Genomic DNA, 15,281 nt, shown 5'->3' on the forward strand with positions numbered 1-15,281 from the left:
CGCGACACGCTCATCGGCACGGTGGCGGCCACGCTGGCGGGCGTCATCAGCTACGCGGCGCAGATGCTCTTCTGGTTCGGCGGCTCCATGCTCAGCCGCGATGACGACGAGGAGGGCGGGCTGGGCCACGCGCTGGGCAACCTGGGCGTGCTGCTGGTGGCGCCCATCGCCGCCACGCTGCTCCAGCTCGCGGTGAGCCGCTCGCGCGAGTACGGCGCGGATGCCACGGGCGCGGAGTTGTGCGGAGACCCGGACGCCCTGGCGGACGCGCTGCTGAAGATGGAGCGAGGGGCGGAGCTGATGCCCTACGACCGGGCACCAGCCACCTCGCACCTCTTCATCGTCAACCCGCTGTCCGGCGGCGCCATCATGCACCTCTTCTCCACGCACCCGCCCATCCCCGAGCGGGTGCGCCGCCTGCGACAGATGGGCGCCCGTACGGGGGCTCGCCGCTGGCGCGACGCCTGGGCGTAGGGGTGGGGCCTACCCGACGGCCGACACGGGCGGCTTCCTGTCGGTCGCGGGCAGCACGGGGGCCACGTCGTCGAGCTTGTCGAAGTGCTCGAAGGGGTTCTCCAGCATCTCGCGCAGGGTGTTGGCCAGGATGCCGGCGTGGAAGCCGTCGATGAAGCGGTGATCGAACGTGGCGTTCACGTTCATGATCTTCCCCACCACCACCTTGCCGTCCTCCACCACCGGCGCGTCCTTGATGGCGCCCGGGGCGATGAAGATGGGCACGCGCGTGTAGGGCACCAGCGGCACGTACGCCGTGTCCAGCCCCAGCGAGCCCACGTTGGTGACGATGGCCGAGCCGAACGCATCCCGGGGCATGCCCGCCCACGTCATGTTCCAGTTCAGCGTGTACATGAAGAAGGACATCAACCAGGTGAACATGTTGAGGAAGAGGTAGGGGATCTTCTGGATGGAGCTCTTGCCCTTCTCCATCATCTCGTCCTTGCGCTGGCGGACCTTCTGCACGGCGGCCTCCATCTCGGCGGCGATCTCGCGCAGGGACTTCTGCTCCGCGTCGTCGATCTTCGCCGAGGTGAGGTCCACCTTGCCGCCATCCGTCTGCACCACCAGGGTGGAGATGGTGACCCGCTGGCGCAGGTAGATCTTGTTGAAGCGCAGGATGGCGTTGGCGTCCGGGCAGCGGCGCAGCGCCTCGGCCATGGCCTTGGTCACCAGATGCGTCACGGTGAGGCGGACGCCCGTCTTCTGACGGAAGGCCTCGATGTAGGCCACCGCCTTGTCCATCCGCAGCGTCATCGACCCGTACACGGACGGGTCGTACGAGGTCTTCCAGCTTCCGATCGCGAGCTTGCGGAAGCTGGAGATGTTGTCCTTGGGAACGAGTTCCAGGTGCGCCATGACGCGGGGGTCCTCCAGAAACGATACGCGAGCCCTCCAGCATCGCGTTTTCCGGCGTCCGGAGAAAGCCCCCCGCCCCACTCACCACCACCCAGGCCCGGTAGGCACCCCGGTATCACCGCTCCTCACTTGAGGAACGGCTCGTACCCGGGTCAGGGGCGGAGGAACGGGGAGGGGCACGATCCGTCGGCCGGAGGGCAGGCGACGAGCCCTATTGACGTCCCGCCGCCTGACGCTAGGCTGCGCCGCTTTTTGCATCATCCCTGGAGGTCCCCCTCGTGCTGGTCGCACTCCTCATCATCGTCTCACTGAGCTTCCTCGCGGCGCTCGGCTACATCTTCTTCGGCCCGAAGCAGGCCGCGGTCGTCTCCTCGTCCAACACCGTGAGGGGCGAGCTGGACGCCGACTCCAAGGCGCGCGCCACCCGGCTGGAGGCGGACCTGGAGCGCAAGCGCAAGGAGCTGGATGAACAGCGGACGCAGCTCCAGGACGTGAAGGAGCAGCTCAAGCAGGCCAAGCGGAAGATCTACGAGCAGAAGGAGTCGGACAAGGGTGAGAAGGACCTGGCCCGGGCCCGCATCGAGGTGGAGCGCAACGCCTCCACGCAGCTCGAGGTGGTTCGGGGCGAGCTGGCCCAGGCCGAGGCGGAGATCGCCCGGCTGAAGTCGGAGATGGAGCCGGGTCGTGGTCGCCGTGCCCCCGCCCCCGTGGCCGCTCCGGCCGCGACCACCACGCCGGCGCCCCAGCAGCAGCTGTCCGCTCCGGCGAGTGAGTTGGTGGTGAACGCCACCACCACCGTGACGCCCACCGCCGCGGCCCCCGTCGAGCCGGCCGCCGAGAAGGGCGCGCGGCGCTACCGCGACCTGAACGACGCCGACCGCGAGAAGATGGAGCGGCTGGAGGCCACGGCGAACAAGGAGCGCAGCCGGGCCGCGGAGCTCGAGCGCGAGCTCAAGCGCGTGCGTGGCCGCGCCGACTCGCAGCAGCGCATCTTCGCCGCCAGCAAGAGCGAGCTGGATCTGGTGAAGGACAAGTACAAGGCGCTGGAGAAGCGCCTGAACCGCACGCTGCTGGAGCGGGATCTGCTGCGCCGGGCCATCAAGGACCTGGAGAAGAAGACGGGCATGCTGGCCGAGCGCACGGAGCTGACGCCGGACGAGATGGCGGCCAGCGACCGGAAGGTGGAGGACGCCGCGCAGGCCCGGGCGACGGCCGAGGCCGCGCAGCAGCAGGCCGCGGCCGCCGCGACGGAGCAGCCGGGCGCCACCAGTGGCGAGCAGCCCGCTTCGGGCGAGTCCACCGCGGAAGAGAAGCCCACCGTCCCGACCGCGTAACACCCCAGCGGAACCACCCCAGTGGAATCACCCCTCTCCCCCTAGGAGAGGGGTGAGGGTAGCGGGGGCCTCGGATTGAATCCGAGCCCCCGACCCACGGCCCCCAGCTCAGTCCAGCGGTGCCGGCGTATAGATGACCAGGTCTCCCAGGGTCGTCCGCTGGCGCCCATCATCATCCAGACCGCCCGCGATGAGCACCGAGCCGTCCTCCAGCACCGTGCACGTGTGCTGGTGACGCTGCCGCTCCAGCATGGGCAACCCGAACATCACCGGTGTACCCCCCTCCTTGCCCGGGACGAGCAGCTCTCCCTGGGGGGCGCTCACGAGCCCGTTCGCGGTGGAGCGCAACCCACCGAGGGTCAACACCCGCCCGTCCGGCAGCGCCACCGCGCACGGCTCGCTCCGGGCGAACACCTGAGGGCCAGCCGTCACCCGCGTGGCCTCGCCCGAGGAGATGACCTCCGAGGACGCCAGGAGCCGTGGGGCGCTCTCCACGCCCTCGGCGGAGTCATGACCGCCGACGAACAGCAACTGCTCCGAGCCGCCGAAGGGCACGAGCGCCGCGTCGCGCCGGGGCTCCCGGAGCCGAGGCCCCTCGCCCGCGGGTGCGAAGGTGCCGCCCTCGTACGAGAAGAACAGCACCTCCGGCCGCAGCTCCCGCCCATCCGAGCCGCCCACCACGGCGATGCGCCGACCGTCCCGCACCGGCATCACACCCATGCCCACGCGCGGCACGGGGGTGCCCACGGAGAACACCCTGTCCGTCTCGGGGTCGAAGCCCTCGGCCTCCGACACCACCGTCCCCCCCGGCCCCACGCCGCCGACGAGCAGCACCCGCCCGCCCGAGTCCGCGGCCGCCGCGTGGTGGCTGCGTGCCGCCTTCAGCTCCACGAGCGTGGACGTCCGCCGCGCCACGTCCAGCACCAGGGCGCTCCGCACGGGCACCGTGCCCTCCACCGATCGCACTTCACCACCCGCCAGCAGCACCTTGCCGCCCGGCAGCCGCGTCGCGGTGTGGAAGGCGCGCGGCGAGGCCCGGAAGTCCCCGCCCTCCCCCGTCCCCAACGTGAGGGCCTGCTCCAACGTGCCCGTCACTGGATTGAAGAGCTCCGCGGAGGACAGCGTGGAGCCGTCCTCGTTCAGGTCGAGCTGGAAACCTCCGGCCAGCAGCACCCGGCCGTCCTCCAACACCGTCGCGGTATGGCCCGCGCGAGGCTCGGCGAGCGAGGTGCACGCGTCCTTGGCGCTCCCCGGCCGCACGTACGTCCCCACCCGGCGCACGGCGACGCGGACCGTGGGGCGAGGAGCCTCCGCCGACTCCGGCACCTCGAAGGGGTGCGAGCGCCCCAGGGCCACCACGCGGCCTCCCTGCTTGGGCAGGTCCGTGTACCCGCGCACCTCCAGCACCCACCCCTTCCCCACGGGGACGGCTGGCAGCTCCTCCAGCCCCCGCTCCACCAGGGAGAAGCGCACCACGGGCTCCATTCCCGGGCCGGTGACGCGGAAGCGCAGGTACCGGACCCCATTCAGCGCGGGGGTGCCAGCGCACACCTCGGTGAGGAGCTTCGCCTCGTAGGGGGCCTGCCGGGGCCCACAGGCCGGGAGGACACCCAGGGCGGCCACGGCGAGCACGCGGCACAACCGCCGCTCCCACGCCTTGCGAACCGGTGAGCGAGCGCTGCCCTGTCCCAGGCCCCGACCGGCGGGCAAGGTCCGCCCGTTGATACTCAGCACCATGGCGCTCCCCTTTTACGGTTTCCGGCCACGGCGCAGGCAAAGATGGCTTGCGCTCGGACCGTGGCGAGCGTAGCGATGGGCTCCGGTCGTGGTCAACGCGGCCCCTGTCTCCTGATGAAGCTCTCGCTCGCCACGCGCATCTTCCTGGGCTACGCGGTGGTGCTTGCCACCTTCGGCGGGGTGTCCCTGTTCAGCGTGGCCGAGCTCCACCGCAACCGGCTGGAGATCCGCCTGGTGAGCCAGGGCTACCTCCAGCTCTCGCAGGACGCGGCGGCCCTGGAGTCCTTCCACACCAACCAGGAGAAGGACACCGAGCGTCTGCTCGACGAGGGCAGCGTGGAGACGCGGCGGGCCCTCATCCGGCTGGCGCGGCTGTACTTCCCCGCCCTCATGGCCCAGCGGCTGGAGGCGGCCCAGGCCCGGGCCCGCGAGGTGCGAACCCTGGCGCCCACGGGCGAGGTCCACTTCGTCCAGGACCTGGAGGCGCGCTTCGGCGAGCTCGCCAACCGCTACCAGGCGTATGGGCTGGCGGCGAACGCCGTCTTCACGGTGCTGGCCGACGAGAGTCCCGCCCCGGGCGAGCTGGCCCGGACCACCTCCGTGCTGCGCCAGCAGGAGGCCTCCATCGGCCGCGACATCCGCTTCCTGCGTGCCGCCCTCAGCAACCGTATCAAGGAACGCGTGGACGGCGCGGAGGACCGGGAGCGGCGCACGGGTCTGGCCATCATCACCCTGTCCGTGCTGGCCATCGGCGTGGGCCTGGGCGCCACGGCCTGGAGCGCGCGCGCGCTGCGCCCGGTGCGCACCCTCATCGAGGGCGTGTCGCGCATCGGCCGGGGCGACTACAGCGCGCAGCTGGGCGTACGCGGCGAGGACGAGGTGGCGGTGCTGGCACGCGAGTTCGACGCCATGGCCCGTTCGCTCCAGGCGCGCGAGGCCCAGCTCAAGGCCCAGGCCGAGGCCCTCATGCGCGCCGAGCAACTGGCCGCCGTGGGCCGCATCTCCGCGCAGGTGGCCCACGAGGTGCGCAACCCCCTGTCTTCCATCGGCCTCAACGTGGAGCTGCTCCAGGACGCCTTCGCGCACGCCACCTTCGAGTCGCCCGAGGAGGCCCGCGAGTCGCGTGAGCTGCTCGTCGCCGTCACCCGCGAGGTGGACCGGCTCACCGAGGTGACGGAGCAATACCTGCGCATGGCCCGCCCGCCGAGGCCCAGCCTGGAGCCCACCGACGTCACCGACGTGCTGGTCAGCGTGCTGGACTTCTCACGCGAGGAGTTGGAGCGCGCTGGCGTCGAGGTGGCGCGCGACTTCACCCCGGACACCCCACGGGCCCTGGCCGACGAGGGCCAGTTGCGCCAGGTGTTCCTCAACCTGCTGCGCAACGCGCGCGAGGCCATGAGCGACGGGGGCCGGCTCACCATCTCCACCCGGGCGCACGAGCGCGAGGTGGAGGTGGCCCTCCAGGACACCGGGCGCGGCATGACCGAGTCCGTGCGCCACCGCATCTTCGAGCCCTTCTTTTCCACCAAGGAGGACGGCACGGGGCTGGGCCTCGCCGTCTGCCAGCAGATTCTCAAGACCCACGGAGGCGCGCTCTCCTGTCAGAGCGAACCCGGCCGGGGCACCACCTTCTTCGTCAAGCTTCCACGCGCATGAGCTTCAGCTACTACCGCGACGAGCTGGCCAATGGCCTGCGTGTCGTCACCGTCGAGACCCCGCACCTGCACACCGCCCTGCTCGCGGTGTACGTGCGCACCGGCAGCCGTCACGAGACGGTCGCCACCAACGGCGTCAGCCACTTCCTGGAGCACCTCTTCTTCCGAGGCACCGAGGGCTGGCCGGACACCATCAAGATGAACACCGCCGTGGAGGAGGTGGGTGGCAACCTCAACGGCGTCACCACCCGGGACCACGGCTACTACTACACGCCCCTGCACCCGGCGCACCTGGACGTGGGGCTGGCCATCCTCGGGGACATGCTCACCCGCCCCCGGCTCACCGACATGGAGGTGGAGCGGCGCATCATCCTCGAGGAGATGCTCGACGAGGTGGACGAGAAGGGCCGGGACATCGACATCGACAACCTGTCCAAGCGGCTGCTCTTCCCCCACCACCCGCTGGCCTTCAAGATCGCCGGCACGCGCGAGTCCGTCTCACAGCTCACGCACCAGCAGGTGCTGGAGCACTTCGCGCGCCACTACGTCACCGGCAACCTGGTGGTGACGGCGGCGGGCCGGGTGAAGCGCGACGAGGTACTCTCCCTGGTGGAGCGCCACTTCGCGCGGCTGCCCCGGGGCGCCGCGAGCCTCGACACGCCGCCGCCCCTCTCGCCCCCGGGCCCCAACTTCCACGTCGTCACCCACGACGAGGCCCAGACGGAGTTCCGCATCAGCTTCCGCACCGTCCCCGAGCACCACGACGACTGGCCCGCCCTGCAACTGCTGCGGCGCTTCCTGGACGACGGCCTGTCCTCGCGGCTGCCGTTCGAGATCGTGGAGAAGCGGGGGCTGGCGTACTCGGTGCACGCCTCGCTGGAGGCGTTCCACGACGCGGGCATCTTCGAGATCGAAGCCGCGAGCGCGCCGGACAGGGCCTCGCAGGTGGTGGCGGAGACGTTCCGGGTGCTGGGCGAGCTGTGCGAGACGGCGGTCAGCGAGGAGGAGATGGAGCGGGCCAAGCGGCGGCACCGGATGCTGCTGGAGTTCTCGCAGGACTCGCCGGGCGAGCTGGCCGGGTGGTTCGGCGGCACGGAGCTGTTCCGCCAGCCCGAGTCCTTCGGTCGTCGCGCGGACATGGTGGACGCCACCACCGCGGCCCAGGTGCGCGAGGTGGCCCGGCGCTACTTCGCCCGGGAGAACCTCACCGTGGTGGCCGTGGGCCAGCGCAAGGGCATCAAGGCCCTGGAGAAGGTCGTGGACGCCGCCGAGGGCCTGCCCTCGTCCAAGTGAAGCGCCAGGAGCTACCCGGCGAGCGCGTAGTTCTCCAGGAGTTCCAGATTGCTGCGCACGGCGGGCTCGACGTTCCTCACATGGATGGGCGTGCGCAACGCCCACGCGAGCCGCAGGGGCTCGAAGAGCAGAGAGTGCAGGTAGCTTTGCGTGAGGATCCGCAGGCCACTGAAGTCGAGCACGATCGGCTCACGCCGGAGGATGCGCGGCGTGATTTCGTTCTGAGCGAGCTGGATGGCGGCGGGAGTGTTCTCCGCCTGCTTCTGGATCTCGAAAACGGTGGCTTCGGGCGGTGCGGGATCGAACCGGACCCAACGGTGGACGGCACGCTGGGGGGTGCGCGCCTTCGCCCGCTCCTTGATTGTCTCGATGAGCGCGGGATAGTCGACCACGCCTCCAACGGGCAGCTCGAACACGACAAGCGTCCCGGGGAAGCCAACGCCACGCGGCTCGATGAAGCGCAAAGCATGATTGCCCTCCTCGTCGACCCACCCGGACAGCAGGAGCGTGGCCCCCCGGGTCGCGATGAGCAATGTGCCGCCCGTCAGCTTGGCCATCTCCGCGATGAAGAAGAGGCCCATCCCGGCGTTCTGCTGAGTGCCTGTGAGCCCCTCCTCGAACGTTCCCGAGATGTGAGGCCAAAGCGATTTCTCGAGCGCCGCTTCAGCGTCCGACAAATTGGGGTGCAAGGTGCGCAAGCTGGCCGGAATGCCAATCCCCGCATCGGCAACGGCGAGTTGCAGCATCGGCCGACCACTCTCCTCATTCCAGAGTTCCGCATGAACAACGCCCCCCTTCGGAGCATGGCTATGCTGGACCACATTCCGGAGGAGTTCCACGATTACGTACCGAAGTGTGAGGCGTGTGTCTTCCCACTGCTCTTCGGGAACAAGGGCTTTCGAGATCTCATTCGCGAAGGGCTCGATCTTCTCGAAGCTGTCGACCCGCTCAGAGCGGAGGCTCTCTCGAATGTCGACCTGAGAAAATCGGGCAACCGCCTCCAGGTTTCTCCCCCGCTGCACCTGCTCAAGCAGCTTGCGAGCACGTTGAGCAATCGCGTGGGTTTTCTCAGCGGGGACTGTGTCAGTAATGGCCGCACGAACCCACGCGCGCGCAAGAATCAGTAGCTCGAGTTGCTCCGGCTCCGGTCCCGTTCCACTCAGCCACTGAAGGAGTGGAGCAGGGTCTTCCAGGGACAGGGCAAGTGGACGTTCCGGCAACATGACGAATCACCATGTCGACTCACAGGAGCCAAGTCAACGAGAGCGGGACCTACTCGTCCATGGGCTCGAAGTCGGCCTTGGTCGCCCCGCAGTCCGGGCAGTACCACGTATCGGGAATGTCCTCGAAGGCGGTGCCCGGAGCGATGCCAGCGGCCGGGTCGCCCTCGGCCGGATCGTAGATGTGCTCGCAGGCGAGGCAGCGGTAGCGTTTCTTCATCCCCCTTCTCTACCGCGTCTCCCCCGCGGCGGACCAGCACGTCGCCCCGAGCCCCGGCCCCTCGCCATGAACCGACAGCGAGCCGCCCACTCCGGGCCCCTTCTCAGGACTCGCTCGCGTTGAAATAGCGGGTGATGCGGAGCTTCACCGCCAGCGGAGTCACGGGCGCGAACCAGGCGCCGAGGCGGTTGGTGAACCCGGGCACCACCACCGCCCGGCCCTGCTTCAGCGCGCGGTAGCCCGCCTCGGCCACCTGCCGCGCATCGAGCTTCCCGAGCGGTCCGCTGAAGAGGCGGGGTTTCTGGTGCTCCGCCGCCCTCGCGGCGAACTCCGTCTCGGTGAAGCCCGGACACAGGGCCGTCACCTTCACCCCGCTGCCACGCAGCTCCTCGTGGAGCGCGGCGGAGAAGGACAGCACGTACGCCTTGGAGGCGTAATACACGGCCATGAGGGGGCCGGGCTGGAAGGCCGCCGACGAGGCCACGTTGAGCACGTACCCTCGCCGCCGCGCCACCATCGCCGGGACGAGCTCACGGGTGAGCGCGGTGAGCGCCCGGATGTTGAGATCGATCATCCCGAGCTGCGGCTCGTTCGGCAGCTCCGTGAAGGGGCCCGCCAGACCGAAGCCCGCGTTGTTCACCAGCACGTCGATCTCCAGCTGGCGCTCCGTCACCTCGCGCACCACGCTCCGCACGCCCTCGGGCGAGCCAAGGTCCGCGCCCACCACCACGGAGGTCGTCCCATGGGCCTGCTCGAGCTGCGCCGCCAGCGCCTGCATCGGCTCGGTGCGACGGGCTACCAGCACCAGCGCGTACCCCTCGCGCGCCAGAAGGGCCGCCAGCTCCCGGCCGATGCCACTGGAAGCGCCCGTCACCAGCGCGTACTTGCGAGCCTGCACGATGTTTTCCATGACGCCACGCTTCCAAGGGAGCGAGCCCGGCGTCAATGGCCTTCTGGCGCGCGGGGGGTGTACCCTGTGGGCATCCCATGACGGCCTCCTCTCTCGACTGGCGCGCACGATTGGAAGCGTGTGGATTCGAAGGCGCACGGCTCGTGCCCGCCACCTACGCGGCGCAGGTGCTGTGGTCCTGGAGGGAGCCGCTGGCCGCCGAGGCGGCCCTGCGCGAGCACCTGGAGCAGCAGCCCGAGGACAAGGACGCGCTGCAGACGCTGATCTCCATCCTCCGGGAGAGCGGGAGGGCCGACGACATCGCACCGCTCCGCCGACAGCTCCATGAGCGGCGCTGCCGCGACCTGCGCGTCCCCGAGGAGGCTCGCGCCGAGGTGATCGCCTTCCTCGAAGCGGCCGAGACCGGAGCCCCCCCCCCGGAACGCATGGCCGACGCCTACGTCGCCGCGCTCTTCGACGTCTATGCCCCGAGCTTCGATGACAGCCTGCGCGGATTCCTCGCCTATCAGGCGCCCGAGCGGCTCATGGACGCGGTGCGGGAGGCCCTCGGCGAGCGGCGCGCGCTCGACGTGCTCGACCTGGGCTGCGGCACCGGGCTGGCCGGTCCACTCCTGAGGCCATTCGCCCGCCGCCTGGAGGGCATCGATCTCTCGAAGGGGATGCTGGCCAGGGCGAGCGAGCGCCGCGTGTACGATGCGCTCCGGGCCGGGGAGCTCGGCGCGGAGCTCGCCGCGTCCGAGGCGCACCATGACCTCATCGTCGCCGTGGACGTGCTGGTCTACTTCGGCGCGCTGGAAGAGGTCTTCGAGCGCGTGGCGCGGCGGCTCGCGCCCGGAGGGCTGTTCGCCTTCACCGTGGAGAAGGGCACCGAGCCGGGGTACCGGCTCCTACCGACCGCGCGCTACGTCCACCACCTCGACTACCTGCGAGCCTGTGCCCGGGCGGCGGGCCTCCACCCGGTGCTGGAACGGGAGGCCACGCTGCGCAGGCAGGGCGGGCAGCCCGTCATCGGCCACGTGGTGGTGCTCACTACCGCCCGCCGCGCATGATGACCGGACCGGAGGACCTCTTCTTGCGGGGCAGGTTCTTCTTCAGCGCCTTCTGGATGTCCAGGTACTGGAAGTTGTCCGGCTCCTGCTTCAGCGCCTCGCCGATGAGCTTCAGGCCCTGCTCGGCCTTCAAGTGGGTCTTCGCATACAGCTCGGCGAGCGCCACCTTCTCTTCCAGCGTGGCCTGTCGCACCTCCACGAGCCGCTCCAGGGAGGACAGGGCCTTCTCGTCCTCGCCCACCTGTTTCTGGAGGCGCCACATGCGCTTGAGCGCTGGCGCGAAGCGGGCGTTGGCCCCGAGGGCCTGGGCGTAGTCCTCCTTCGCTCGCCGCAGGTCGCCCTGAAGCTCCAGCGCATGGGCCCGGACGTAGAGGGCCCGCACACAATCCGGCTGCTCCTGGAGCGCCCGCTCCACCAGGGTCCGCACCTCGTCCTGCTTCCCCAGCTGGAGCTTCGTCTCGGCGAGCCGGGCGATGAGATCCGCGTTCTGCGGATAGCGGGCCACCGCGTCCGTGAGGAACGTCTCCGCCTCCGCGTGGCGTCCCAGGGCCTCGAGCACCCTCGCCTTCAGGGTGAGCACCTCCGGCTTCACCGCGTCGTCGCCCTGCAACTGCGCCAGGTCCTGCTCGGCGTACTCCGAGAAGCCGCTCTGGAGGAAGTAGCGGGCCCGCAGCACCCGCGCCGACGTGAGCGCCGGCTGTTCGGTGAGGAGCCGGTCCATCAGCCTCGCGGCGAGCACCTCCTCGCCCTTGGCCAGGAGGATCTCCGCCTCCACCACCTTGGCATCCACGTCATCCGGGCGCTTGCTCTGGATGCGCTCCAGGGTGCTGAAGGCGGCCTCATGCTGGCCCTCCAGCGTCTGGAGGTGCGCCAGCTTGAGGATGTCCATGTCCCCGAGGTGCTCCGCGTCGCGCAGCTCCAGGAGCACGTCGATGGACTGGCGCAGGTGACCGTCCTGCTCGTAGCGCTCGGCGAGCTTGCGCTTGATGTCGGGCGCCTCCGAGGGGCTGACGACCATGGCCTGCTTCAGGGCCAGGATGGCCGCGCCGGAGTTGCCCGCGCGCCGATGGGCGTCGGCGAGCAACAGCAACGGCTCGGTCCGGTCGGGCATCAGCCCCGAGGCCTGACTGAGGACCCTGGCGGCCAGCTCGGGTTGTCCGCTGGCGAGCAGGTTCCTTCCCTGATCCAGCTTCTCTTGCGCCGTCTTGTCACGGCTCTGTACGGCAACGGTCTCGGGGTCCTTGCAGGCAAGCGGCAGCAGCAGAGGTAGGACCCAAAGCAGGCGGGGGGCTTTCAAATGCATCGCTGAGATACAGGGTACCGGATGTTATCCTGCGGCGTCGATGGACCCCTTCGTTCGGCGCCTCGTGGAGAGGCTCCATGACCCAACGCGCCCCCTGTCGCGCAACCGACATTTTCACACGTTCGACACCCCCGAGGGTCGGATGGCGATGAAGGTGTACCGACGGCTCAACAGCATCCACAAGGACATCCTCGCCTGTGTGCGGGAGGGCCGGCGCGCCCGGCTCTTCCGTCAGGTGAACGACGAGGGCGAGCACCGCATCGAGCTGCACTTCGAGCGGATCGCCGGTCGGCGCGTGTCCCACCTGAAGGCGGCCGAGCTGGAGTTGCTCGCCAACCTGCCGGGCGTGCGTGACGCGCTCGACGGCGACCTGTGACGCGCGGACTGTGACACCGGGTGGGGGTGGACCCTCACCTGGGGATGGCACGGACGGGCAGCGCCACCGGCCCGCGAAGCCCGATGGAGTAGTTCCATTTCAGCTCCCCTGGGGCGAGGGCGAAGGCCTGGATGAAGTCCACCGTCTGCCGGCGGCGGATGTCCTCGGCCAGCTCGCCGGCCACCTGGCGGATGCTCGCCTCCAACCGGGCGATCGTCTTGTGCGTGAAGGCGTGGCTCACCAGGGCGCGCATCCGGGTGTGATGGGGCGGATCCATCCCCACGAGCGAATCGGCCAGCGGATTGCCCACCCCCGCCAGCCACTCGGGGTTCGCGGCCTGCTGGATGAAGGTGGAGGTGAACAGCTTCGGGTTCTTCAGCACGTACTGCACGTCCTCGTGGCGGCTGACGGCCCAGAGTCCGCCCGGCTCCACCTGCTGGATGGGCTCGTTCCGCAGCCGGGCATAGAAGGGGGACGGGTCCGCCCGGAACTCGGGCGACATCACGTTGACGGGCTCGCGCATGGGCCAGGAGCTTCGAAGAAGCTCGCACGCCGGGTCAAATGCATGAGGGGGCTTGCCCGCGGTCTCACCAGCGCATGGAATGGCCCCGCGAAGCCCTACCGAGGTTGCTCATCATGTCGACATTCACGCGAGCGCTGGTTGCATCCGTGCTCCTCCTGCTCACCGCCTGCCGGCCCCCTGCCCCGGGGACGGGTGAGAATCCGCCCGAGGAGGGAGGCCACCCGCCCGTGGTGGGAGGCCCCCCCCCCCTCCGTGTCCCCGGTGCACCTGGGAGTCCCATGGCCACCGCCGGTCACAACCGGGCCACCGTCACCTGGAGCGCGCCCCTGGATGATGGCGGCGCCCCCATCATCGGCTACCGGGTGTATGCGAGCCCCGATGGGGTGACCGTGTCCGCCAGCGCCGAGGCACGGCAGGTGGTTGTGTCGAGTCTCCGCCACGGCACCGCCTATACCTTCATGGTGGCCGCCTTCAACGCCGCCGGCCAGGGCGCGGCCTCCTCGCCCTCGTCCGCGGTGATCCCCGTGAGCCTGCCCGGCGCGCCCACGGCCGTCTCCGCCACGGTGGGCAACGCCCAGTCCACCGTCTCGTGGAGCGCGCCCCTGGACACGGGCGGCACTTCGCTCACCGGCTACACCGTCACCACCCTGCCGCCCGGCGGCCCGCAGGTACACGTGGGCGCGAACACCACCCAGGCCGTCGTCACCGGTCTCACCAACGGCAGCCTCTACTCCTTCACCGTGGCGGCGAGCAATGTCGTGGGGATGGGGCCTGACGCCATCCCCTCCGCCTCGGTGACGCCTGTCGCCCCGCCCGGAGCCCCGGCGAACGTCACCGTCCAGGGAGGCAATGCCAGCGCGGACGTGTCCTGGCAGGTGCCCGTGTTACGGGGCGAATTGCCGATCACCGGCTACACCGTCACCCTGCAACCCGGCGACAGGAGTGTCACGCTAGACGCCAACACGTTCACCACGCGCTTCGATGCGCTCCAGCCCGGCGCTCCGGTGACGTTCAGCGTGAGGGCCATGAGCTCGGTGGGGACAGGAGAGGCCGCGAACGTGAGCTTCCACCCCTTCGGCTTCCGGGCCACCGCGAGCCTGACGATCGGCGGGACCGTCTACAGCGTCGCCTCCGGTGACCTGGACGGGAACGGCACCTTGGACCTGGTGAGCGTCGACTTCCTCTATGGCCTCGTCACCCTGTGGTACGGCGAGGGCGACGGCACCTTCGCGAGCGGAAAGAACTACTACGTCGGCAGCAACCCCACGGCGGCGGTGGTGGGGGACTTCAACAAGGACGGCAGGGTGGACGTGGCCGTGGCCAACAACCGCGACAACTCGGTGAGCATCCTGCTGAGACAGGCGGATGGAACGTACCGCACCGGGAGCATTCCCTACACGAGCGGCAGTGGCCCGCAGGGACTCGCCACCGCGGACTTCAACGCCGATGGCAACCTGGACCTCGCCGTGCCCCACCGGTACTACGGGACGGGTTTGAAGCTCCTGCCGGGACGGGGGGATGGCTCGTTCAACACGGCGGTCGACATCCTCACCGGTGGCCCGGACAACTACGCCGTCGCCACGGCGGACTTCGATCTCGACGGCAAGCAGGACGTGGTGGTCACCACGACCCGTCCCAGCCTCAGTGTCCTGCGCGGCAACGGGGACGGCACCTTCGGCACTGAGGCTTCCTACTCGACCTCCTCCACGGCGCACGCCGTGGTGGTGGCGGACTTCAACAAGGATGGAGCCCCGGACCTCGCCGCCCCCCAGCAGACGAGCAACTCGGTGACCGTACGGCTCAACACCGGAACCGGCGGCTTCGGCTCGGCGCGCACCTACGCCATGGAGCTGACGCGTCCCCAGTCCATCACCGCGGGTGACTTCAACCACGACGGCCACACGGACCTGGCGGTGGCGTACCTCGTCAGCTCCTACGTCACCCTCCTCTTCAACCGCGGTGACGGCACCTTCTACACGGCCGTCCACTACAGCGCCAAGGACGCCGGCTTCGTGAACACACAAGACGTCAACGGCGACGGCAAGGGGGACTTCATCATCTCCAGCTACAACAGCGGCATCATCTCCGTGTGGCTCAGCCTCTAGACCAGGGTGGCCCGTCCCTCCCGGAAGGTTGGGGACGCCGGCCGCCAGTCGAGCTCGCGCCGGGCCCTGGCAACGGTGGGGAAGGACGAGAGCCATCACCCGGCGGGAGTCCTTCCAGGCCGCGCTGCTCGACCAGACCAACGGACAGGTGCTGGTCGAGGTGCTCGACCCCGAGGAGTGACCCG

16 protein-coding genes are annotated in these 15,281 nt (G+C 69.7%); 9 read left to right on the forward strand and 7 right to left on the reverse strand.

Annotation, left to right across the window (positions count from 1 at the left end; translation table 11 throughout):
* A partial coding sequence (locus VF794_RS19490) for a M48 family metalloprotease (protein WP_331112565.1) occupies nt 1-474 on the forward strand: 474 nt, incomplete at its 5' end.
* A gap of 9 nt (nt 475-483) precedes the next feature.
* On the opposite strand, the gene VF794_RS19495 is transcribed toward VF794_RS19490, so the two are convergent.
* Nucleotides 484-1,371: a 2-oxo acid dehydrogenase subunit E2 gene (locus VF794_RS19495; protein WP_331112567.1), complete on the reverse strand. Its 888-nt coding sequence runs from the start codon at nt 1,369-1,371 to the stop codon at nt 484-486.
* Between the two features lie 281 nt (nt 1,372-1,652).
* Here VF794_RS19495 and VF794_RS19500 point away from each other — a divergent pair, with 281 nt between their 5' ends.
* On the forward strand, nt 1,653-2,705 hold the full coding sequence (locus VF794_RS19500) for a cell envelope biogenesis protein TolA (protein ID WP_331112637.1): 1,053 nt from the start codon (nt 1,653-1,655) through the stop codon (nt 2,703-2,705).
* A 108-nt stretch (nt 2,706-2,813) separates the two neighbouring features.
* Here VF794_RS19500 and VF794_RS19505 read toward each other — a convergent pair whose 3' ends face one another.
* Nucleotides 2,814-4,442 (reverse strand): kelch repeat-containing protein, encoded by a 1,629-nt coding sequence (locus tag VF794_RS19505; RefSeq protein ID WP_331112569.1) that lies wholly within the window; start codon nt 4,440-4,442, stop codon nt 2,814-2,816.
* Between the two features lie 114 nt (nt 4,443-4,556).
* On the opposite strand from VF794_RS19505, the gene VF794_RS19510 reads away from it, so the two are divergent.
* Together VF794_RS19510 and VF794_RS19515 are read left to right on the forward strand one after the other, a co-directional pair.
* Entirely contained in the window at nt 4,557-6,098 is a 1,542-nt protein-coding gene (locus VF794_RS19510) for a sensor histidine kinase (RefSeq protein ID WP_331112571.1), read from the forward strand.
* Nucleotides 6,095-7,390 carry a pitrilysin family protein gene (locus tag VF794_RS19515; protein WP_331112573.1) on the forward strand — a complete coding sequence of 432 codons (1,296 nt, stop codon included), beginning with the start codon at nt 6,095-6,097 and terminating at the stop codon, nt 7,388-7,390. Before VF794_RS19510 ends, VF794_RS19515 begins: the two co-directional genes overlap by 4 nt.
* An 11-nt stretch (nt 7,391-7,401) precedes the next feature.
* Here VF794_RS19515 and VF794_RS19520 read toward each other — a convergent pair whose 3' ends face one another.
* Nucleotides 7,402-8,229: an ATP-binding protein gene (locus tag VF794_RS19520; protein WP_414640927.1), complete on the reverse strand. Its 828-nt coding sequence runs from the start codon at nt 8,227-8,229 to the stop codon at nt 7,402-7,404.
* On the opposite strand from VF794_RS19520, the gene VF794_RS41750 reads away from it, so the two are divergent.
* Nucleotides 8,170-8,517 carry a hypothetical protein gene (locus VF794_RS41750; RefSeq protein WP_414640928.1) on the forward strand — a complete coding sequence of 116 codons (348 nt, stop codon included), beginning with the start codon at nt 8,170-8,172 and terminating at the stop codon, nt 8,515-8,517. The two genes, VF794_RS19520 and VF794_RS41750, sit on opposite strands and share 60 nt — an antisense overlap.
* Before the next feature lie 145 nt (nt 8,518-8,662).
* Here VF794_RS41750 and rd read toward each other — a convergent pair whose 3' ends face one another.
* Entirely contained in the window at nt 8,663-8,830 is a 168-nt protein-coding gene (gene rd / locus VF794_RS19525; protein WP_331112577.1) for a rubredoxin, read from the reverse strand.
* Nucleotides 8,831-8,933: 103 nt separating this feature from the next.
* Nucleotides 8,934-9,740: an SDR family oxidoreductase gene (locus tag VF794_RS19530; RefSeq protein ID WP_331112579.1), complete on the reverse strand. Its 807-nt coding sequence runs from the start codon at nt 9,738-9,740 to the stop codon at nt 8,934-8,936.
* Nucleotides 9,741-9,883: 143 nt separating this feature from the next.
* On the opposite strand from VF794_RS19530, the gene VF794_RS19535 reads away from it, so the two are divergent.
* Nucleotides 9,884-10,789: a class I SAM-dependent DNA methyltransferase gene (locus VF794_RS19535; protein ID WP_331112581.1), complete on the forward strand. Its 906-nt coding sequence runs from the start codon at nt 9,884-9,886 to the stop codon at nt 10,787-10,789.
* Here the strand turns inward: VF794_RS19535 and VF794_RS19540 are convergent.
* On the reverse strand, nt 10,770-12,092 hold the full coding sequence (locus VF794_RS19540; RefSeq protein WP_331112583.1) for a tetratricopeptide repeat protein: 1,323 nt from the start codon (nt 12,090-12,092) through the stop codon (nt 10,770-10,772). The genes VF794_RS19535 and VF794_RS19540 overlap by 20 nt on opposite strands.
* 142 nt (nt 12,093-12,234) lie before the next feature.
* On the opposite strand from VF794_RS19540, the gene VF794_RS19545 reads away from it, so the two are divergent.
* Complete coding sequence (locus VF794_RS19545; RefSeq protein WP_331112585.1) at nt 12,235-12,468, forward strand: hypothetical protein; 234 nt, start codon at nt 12,235-12,237, stop codon at nt 12,466-12,468.
* A gap of 34 nt (nt 12,469-12,502) precedes the next feature.
* On the opposite strand, the gene VF794_RS19550 is transcribed toward VF794_RS19545, so the two are convergent.
* Nucleotides 12,503-12,991 carry a hypothetical protein gene (locus VF794_RS19550; protein WP_331112587.1) on the reverse strand — a complete coding sequence of 163 codons (489 nt, stop codon included), beginning with the start codon at nt 12,989-12,991 and terminating at the stop codon, nt 12,503-12,505.
* A 278-nt stretch (nt 12,992-13,269) separates the two neighbouring features.
* Here VF794_RS19550 and VF794_RS19555 point away from each other — a divergent pair, with 278 nt between their 5' ends.
* Nucleotides 13,270-15,096, forward strand: coding sequence for an FG-GAP-like repeat-containing protein (locus VF794_RS19555; RefSeq protein WP_331112589.1), 1,827 nt, complete (start codon nt 13,270-13,272; stop codon nt 15,094-15,096).
* A gap of 28 nt (nt 15,097-15,124) precedes the next feature.
* The gene (locus VF794_RS19560; RefSeq protein ID WP_331112591.1) at nt 15,125-15,277 is read left to right on the forward strand and encodes a hypothetical protein; all 153 of its coding nucleotides are present in this window, start codon (nt 15,125-15,127) and stop codon (nt 15,275-15,277) included.
* Nucleotides 15,278-15,281: the final 4 nt, after the last annotated feature.

The sequence above is a fragment of the Archangium sp. genome (assembly GCF_036389735.1).
GTDB lineage: Bacteria > Myxococcota > Myxococcia > Myxococcales > Myxococcaceae > Archangium.